This is a genomic window from Monashia sp. HAY1-5C, from assembly GCF_056755255.1.
Genome location: NZ_JBPGXG010000195.1, coordinates 1 through 6,434, shown reverse-complemented (window position 1 = coordinate 6,434; position 6,434 = coordinate 1). Strand labels below are relative to the sequence as shown.

At 69.2% G+C, this 6,434-nt stretch carries 8 protein-coding genes; 1 reads left to right on the top strand and 7 read right to left on the bottom strand.

Annotated features, from left to right (window positions below):
* The first annotated feature begins 492 nt into the window (after positions 1–492).
* The gene (locus tag ACR9ZK_RS20265; RefSeq protein ID WP_481343768.1) at positions 493–981 is read left to right on the top strand and encodes a redoxin domain-containing protein; all 489 of its coding nucleotides are present in this window, start codon (positions 493–495) and stop codon (positions 979–981) included.
* 61 nt (positions 982–1,042) lie between these two features.
* Here ACR9ZK_RS20265 and ACR9ZK_RS20260 read toward each other — a convergent pair whose 3' ends face one another.
* From ACR9ZK_RS20260 to ACR9ZK_RS20230, 7 genes are all read right to left on the bottom strand, one after another.
* On the bottom strand, positions 1,043–1,471 hold the full coding sequence (locus tag ACR9ZK_RS20260) for a hypothetical protein (RefSeq protein ID WP_481343767.1): 429 nt from the start codon (positions 1,469–1,471) through the stop codon (positions 1,043–1,045).
* Positions 1,472–1,645: 174 nt separating this feature from the next.
* Positions 1,646–2,689, bottom strand: a complete 1,044-nt coding sequence (locus ACR9ZK_RS20255; protein ID WP_481343766.1) for an amidohydrolase family protein — start codon at positions 2,687–2,689, stop codon at positions 1,646–1,648.
* Positions 2,690–2,694: 5 nt separating this feature from the next.
* The gene (locus tag ACR9ZK_RS20250; RefSeq protein ID WP_481343765.1) at positions 2,695–3,219 is read right to left on the bottom strand and encodes a 3-hydroxyanthranilate 3,4-dioxygenase; all 525 of its coding nucleotides are present in this window, start codon (positions 3,217–3,219) and stop codon (positions 2,695–2,697) included.
* Positions 3,216–3,659 carry a RidA family protein gene (locus tag ACR9ZK_RS20245; RefSeq protein WP_481343764.1) on the bottom strand — a complete coding sequence of 148 codons (444 nt, stop codon included), beginning with the start codon at positions 3,657–3,659 and terminating at the stop codon, positions 3,216–3,218. The genes ACR9ZK_RS20250 and ACR9ZK_RS20245 overlap by 4 nt, the downstream gene beginning before the upstream one ends.
* The gene (locus ACR9ZK_RS20240; RefSeq protein WP_481343763.1) at positions 3,652–4,458 is read right to left on the bottom strand and encodes a 2-keto-4-pentenoate hydratase; all 807 of its coding nucleotides are present in this window, start codon (positions 4,456–4,458) and stop codon (positions 3,652–3,654) included. The genes ACR9ZK_RS20245 and ACR9ZK_RS20240 overlap by 8 nt, the downstream gene beginning before the upstream one ends.
* Positions 4,455–5,534, bottom strand: coding sequence for a 4-hydroxy-2-oxovalerate aldolase (gene dmpG / locus ACR9ZK_RS20235; RefSeq protein ID WP_481343762.1), 1,080 nt, complete (start codon positions 5,532–5,534; stop codon positions 4,455–4,457). Before dmpG ends, ACR9ZK_RS20240 begins: the two co-directional genes overlap by 4 nt.
* Complete coding sequence (locus ACR9ZK_RS20230) at positions 5,531–6,346, bottom strand: acetaldehyde dehydrogenase (acetylating) (protein WP_481343761.1); 816 nt, start codon at positions 6,344–6,346, stop codon at positions 5,531–5,533. Before ACR9ZK_RS20230 ends, dmpG begins: the two co-directional genes overlap by 4 nt.
* Positions 6,347–6,434: the final 88 nt, after the last annotated feature.

The following is a 6,434-nucleotide window of genomic DNA, read 5'->3' as shown; positions in this document are numbered from 1 at the left end:
TCGTAGGAGGGGTCGACCTCCGTGTGCTCGATGATGACGATGGAGGCGGCGTTCTGGTACACGGTGTAGCCGGCCACCTCGTCCCCGATGCGTGCCTCGTACCGATGCATCGACGCGTTGTCGACAACGGTCACATCCATCTGCAGCTCCTTGATCAGTGGTCTGTTTCGTCGTCCCAGTGGTCGCGACGACGCGCCGCCACCGGGACTCGTAGCCCACGAGAGTGCCCGTGCTTCGGCCTCGTCTGGGCACCGTCTGGTGCCCTGAGCCGGCATGGTCGCGTCGCGGCCGTCGTGCGACTGGTTCGTGTGTGCGGCGGTCCCGATCTCTCGCGCGGACCCAAGTGCCGGCCCGCGGACGGGCACATGACCTAAGGCTTCGCGTGCACGTGGCACCAAGGTCACATCAGTATGCGCCGATCAGGGCCCGGTCGACGCCGTCGAGCGCGGGCGCGGGCCACGACGGCGCCACGCACAGAACGAGAGGTCACACATGCTGCTCAACGGTTCACGCTTTCCCCGACTGTCCATGCGCACCGCCGCCGGTGGGGAGATTCGGCTTCCATCAGCCACCGAGGGCAGCTACGCCGTCGTCCTCGTCTACCGCGGCTCGTGGTGTCGCTACTGCACGGGACAGCTGCGCTCCTTCGTCGGCCGGCACCAGTCACTCATCGACGAGGGCATCACCACCGTTGCCCTGTCCGCCGACCCGGAGGCTGTGGCTCGGCAGACCGTCACCGAGCTGGGCATTCCCTTCCCCGTGGGGTGCGACGTGTCCGTTCGCGACGTCGCGCCGGCACTCGAGTGCTACACCGACCCAGCCGGCACGTTCTTCCAGTCCACGGGGTTCGTCCTTGGCCCCGACGGCACCGTCATGCTCGCCGTGTACTCCTCCGGAGCGATAGGGCGTCTTGGTCCGGTCGACGTGCAGGCGTTCGTCTCCCGCCACCGTTCCATGACGGCAGCGGCCGACGCCCACTAGCGGCGACTCCGCAGCACGAATCCTCGCCGAGCCCGTGGGGGGCGTGAGCCGCCGCGGGTCGTCACCCAGCACCGAACGCACGGATCTGTCCAAGAGCCATGTCCAGGGCTGCCTGAAGGGGCACGGCGGTGCCCGTCGTCAGGCTCAGCAGCAGCCCTCCGTACAGCATTGCGGCGAACGCCGAACCGAGCGCGGTGACGTCCGCCTCGGGTCGCAGGTTGCCATGCGCCTGGAGCCGCGCCAGCGCTTTCGAGAGAGCCTCTTCCCAGTAGCGGAGGCCGAAGGCTTCGGCCGAGCTGGGCGCCGCAGGGTCACTGGCGGTGCCTCCTTCCGGGCACGGGCGAGGTCCGTCCAGTGCCGCTCCCGCGGCCACCAGCTCGACGGCTGCGTCGGCCCACGCGTGAAGCCGGTCCGGCGACGTGACGCTGCTCAGCTTCGGCCGCACGTTGACCAAGGCCCAGCTGAGTCGGTCGATGGTCTTGGGTTCCAAGCGAGGCTCCTCACGCCCAGGGGTCTGCTACCCATGGGCAGTGCAGGTTCCGGCACATGTCTCACGTCTCGTCGTGCGTGGATTCGGTCACGTGGTGCTTGTGAGGCCCGGTCACCCCGGCTTCACGGGCCGCACCGGCCAGGTGCCACCGCGTCCCGCGCCGTGATCTCGAGCTCACGCGCGTTGGCTGACGTACCCGCCGGCACCGGCTGGTTGGCCGGGGTCCAGGCCCAGGAACCGCTCCGCGTTGCCGCGGAGCAGGGCGGCCCGGGTGCTCTCATCGAGGAAGTCGGCGTGATGGACCACGTGGCCGGCGGGACGCTCCCCCAGCGGGTACGGGTAGTCGCTGCCGACCATGACACTTCCCGGGCCCAAGGTGTCGACCAGCATCCGCAGCGCGGCCGGGTCGAACACGACCGAGTCGACGCTGAAGCGCCCGACGTAGTGCGAAGGCGGCAGCTGTGACGTGGCGATGAGGTCGGGTCGCCGGCGCCAGGCGTTCTCGAGGCGACCGAGCCAGAAGGCGAACGAGCCGCCACCGTGGGCAAAGCAGATCCGCAGCGACGAGGGGACCCGGTCGAACACGCCTCCCAGGATCATGGCGATGATCGACAGGTGGGTCTCCGCCGGCATGCCGGTGATCCATCGAGCCATCCATCGCTCGAGCCGCGGCGAGGTCGGCATGTCCCACGGGTGGACGAAGACGGGGACTCCTCGGTCGGCGCAGTGCTGCAGGAAGGTCACGACTCCTTCGTCGTCCAGGTCCCGGCCGCCGACGTGGTTGCCGATCTCGACCCCCCGGTGTCCGTTCGCGAGGCATCGGTCCACCTCCTCGCATGCGGCGTCCGGGTCCTGCAACGGGACCTGCGCGAACGGCAGGAGCCGCTGTGGGGCCGGGGCACAGACCTCGAGGGCGAGGTCGTTGAAGATGCGGGCGATCTTGGTGGCCTCATCGCTTGGCGCGTCGTAGGAGAAGAACACCGGCGTGGGCGAGACCACTTGGGCCGCGACGCCGTCGGCGTCCATGGCTTTCAGTCGTACCTCGGCGTTCCAGCAGTCCTCGCCGACCGGGCGAAACTCCTTGTCCCCGAGCATGATGCAGGCCTGCCGCTCGGAGTCGATGCGCAGCCAAGGCCAGTCCCGACGTGGTGACACGACCTCGGACAGGTCCGGCCAGCCGCGTGGGACGTAGTGGCTGTGCACGTCGATCGTGCTCACCGGTGTCATCCCTTGCCGGGATGCACGGTGCCGCAGCTGGGGCAGGTGCGCCCCTGCTCGCTGGTGTAGAAGTCCTGGAACACCGGCGGCAGGTCTTGGACGATGTCGCGCACCTGGAGCTCGACCTCATGGACCTTGGTGCTGCACTGCGGGCAGAACCAGGCGAACTTCTCCAGCTGTCCTTCCTCGCGGATTCGCTCGATGACGATGCCGATCGAGCCGGGCTCCGGCCGTTGGGGCGAGTGGTAGGTGTTGCGCGGCAGCATCCACATGTCACCCTCGTGGATGTCGACGCGCCGAGGCCCGTCGTCGGTCATGAGGTTCACGTGCATGCTGCCCTTGACCTGGTAGAACCACTCCTCGAACGGGTCGAGGTGGTAGTCGGTGCGCTGGTTGGGTCCGCCGACGACCTGCACGATGAAGTCGTCCATCGGCGTCAGCGCCTGCCGGTTGTTCACCGGCGGCTTGAGCAGGTGCTCGTTGTCCTTGAGCCACTCGGGGAAGTTGATGACGGGCGGGATGGTGCTCATGAGTCCTCCTTGGGGTTGGTCGCACCCTCGACCCGGGCGATCGCCTGGATCTCGATGAGCAGGTGCGGGTGGGGCAGCTGGTGCACGGCCACCGTGGTACGCGTCGGCCCGTGCTCGTCGAAGTAGTCGGCCCAGACCTCGTTGTAACCGGCGAAGTCGTTCATGCTGACCAGGTAGGTGGTGGCTTGGACCAGGTCGGCCAGGGTGGCGCCGGCCGCCTCGAGGACGGCGCGGATGTTCTCGATGACCGCTCGGGTCTGGACGCGGATGTCCAGCGAGGTCACTCCGACCTCGTCTGCCGCTGCCCCCTCGATGGTGTTGTCCGGACGGCGGCTGCTCGTTCCCGAGACGAACACGAGGTCTCCGGACTTCTTCACGTGCGGGAACCGTCCGCGCGGAGTCGCTCTTCCCGTCACGGTGATCGCCGTCGTCTCATTCATGGCGGGCACCTGCCGACCCGAGGCGGACGCCGACCCGGCCCAGGCCGGTGACGGTCGACTGGACGTGCGAACCGGCGTGGAGCGGTACGGCCGCGGTGGCCGCACCAGCCATCAGCACCATGCCGGCTCGCAGGGTGAACCCGTACGCCCTGGCCATCCGGCGGGCGGCCGCGACGGCCCGGTAGGGGTGTCCGAGGATTGCGGCGGTCGACCCGGTCTGGGAGACCTGGCCGTCGACCTCCAGCGCCACGCCCCGGTTGCCGAGGTCGCCGGCGGCGCTGAGCTGCTGCCATGGCCCGATGACGTAGCCGGCGGCGGAGGTGTTGTCGGCGACGACGTCCTCGAGAGTGAACCTGAAGTCGCGGTAGCGCGAGTCGATGATCTCCAGTGCCGGCGCGACCGCGTCGACGGCCGAGCCGGTCTCGGGCGAGTCGTCGTCGGCCTCGACGTCGCGGCCGAGCAGCCAGGCGACCTCTGGTTCGATGCGCGGGTGGATGTACCGGGCGGGGTCTGCCTGTCCCCCGTCGGGAACCTGCATGCCGGCGGTGATCGAGCCGATGATGACGTCGTCGACGCCCATCTGCTGGGCCTTGGCGCGGCTCGTGAAGCCGAGCTTCACGCCCGAGATTCGGTCGCCGCGCGCCGTTCTGCGCTCGACCAGCAGGTGCTGGACGGCGTACGCGTCGTTGAGGGTGAGGTGTGCCGTGGTGGTCACCTGTTGGACGGCGGTGGCCGAGGTCTGGGCGTCGTCGAGGGTCGCTGCCAGGACGGCCAGCGTGTCCGGCGCGGCGATGGTCATGCCGTCACCGCCTCGGTGGACTCGGCCTTGAGCAGGTCCAGGGCGACGTCGACGATCATGTCCTCCTGGCCGCCGACCATCTTGCGGCGCCCCAGCTCGAGCAGGATGTCTCGGGCGTCGAGCCCGTACCGGGCGGCGGCGCGCTCGGCGTGCAGCAGGAAGCTGGAGTACACGCCGGCGTAGCCCAGCGACAGGGTCTCGCGGTCGACGCGCACCGGTCGGGTCTGCAGGGGTCGGATGATGTCGTCGGCGGCGTCCTGCAGCGTGAAGAGGTCGCAGCCGTGCTGCCAGCCCATGAGGTTGGCCACGGCGATGAACGCCTCGAGTGCGGTGTTCCCGGCGCCGGCGCCCTGCCCGGCCAGGGACGCGTCGACTCGGTAGGCGCCGTGCTCGACTGCGGTCACGCTGTTGGCGACGCTGAGCGACAGGTTCTCGTGTGCGTGGATGCCGATCTGGGTCTCGGGGTTCAACCGCTGTCGGAAGGCCTCGACGCGTTGGGCGACCTCACGGGTGGTGAGCCGGCCCGCGGAGTCGGTGACGTAGACGCAGTGCGCTCCGTAGGACTCCATCAGCCTCGCCTGCTCGGCCAGGCCTGCCGGGTCGTTGAGGTGGCTCATCATGAGGAACCCGGAGACGTCCATGTCGTGCTCGCGGGCCCACGCGATGTGTTGGGCTGCGACGTCGGCTTCGGTGCAGTGGGTGGCGACGCGAACGCTTCTGACCCCCAGGTCACGCGCCGCTCTGAGGTCTTCGATCGTCCCGATGCCGGGCAGGATCAAAGTGGTGAGGGTGGCGCGGGTGACGACGTCGGCGGCCGCCGCGATCCAGTCCAGGTCGGTGGCGGCGCCATGCCCGTAGGTGACGCTGGACCCGCCGAGCCCGTCGCCGTGGGCCACCTCGATCGCGTCGACTCCGGCCGCCTCGAGGGCGGCGGCGACGGTGCGGACCTGCTCGGGCGTGTACTGGTGGCCCAGGGCGTGCGCCCCGTCGCGAAGGGTCACGTCCTGGACGTAGAGCCGCGGGCCGCCCGCGTGAGATGTGCTGGTGTCGGGCAGGTTTGGCTGCGCGGTGTTCATGCTGTGGCTCCCAGTCGCTGTGAGACGAGACGCTCGGCGGTGCGCAGGGCGGCCGAGGTCATGATGTCGAGGTTTCCGGCGTACTCCGGCAGGTAGTGACCGGCACCGACGACCTCGAGGAAGACCGAGACCCTGGTGCCGCGGAAAGGGCGCCCCAGCGCGGGGACGAATGGCTCGTCGACGGTGTCGAACTGGACGTCCTGCTTGAGGCGGTAACCCGGGACGTAGCTGCGGACCTGTTCCGCCATGGCGTGCACTGAGGCGCGGACGGCGGCCTGGTCGACCGGACCCTCGACGAGGCAGAACACGGTGTCGCGCATGACCAGCGGCGGGTCGGCCGGGTTGAGGATGATGACGGCCTTGCCCCGCTGCGCTCCCCCGACCGCTTCGATGGCGCGGGCTGTCGTCTCGGTGAACTCGTCGATGTTGGCTCGTGTGCCCGGGCCCGCGGACTTGGACGCGATGGACGCGACGATCTCGGCGTAGGCCACGTCGGCGATACGGGCCACAGCGGCGACCATCGGGACGGTCGCCTGGCCACCGCACGTGACCATGTTGACGTTGGTGGTGCCCAGATGCTGTCCGAGGTTGACCGGCGGGATGACGTAAGGACCGACGGCCGCGGGTGTGAGGTCGACCATGAGCTTGCCGTGCGTGCGAACGAGTTTGTCGTTGTTGAGGTGTGCTTTCGCGGAGGTTGCGTCGAAGACGAGCTCGACCTGGTCGAACTCCGGCATGCGCAGCAGTCCTTCGACACCCTGGTGAGTCGTGGCGACGCCGATGCGCCGGGCTCGCGCCTGTCTCTTATACACATCTCCGAGCCCACGAGACGGAGCTACATCTAGGGGGGGGTTTTCTGCTTTGAGAGGGGGGGGGGGGGGGGGGGGGGGGGGGGGGGGG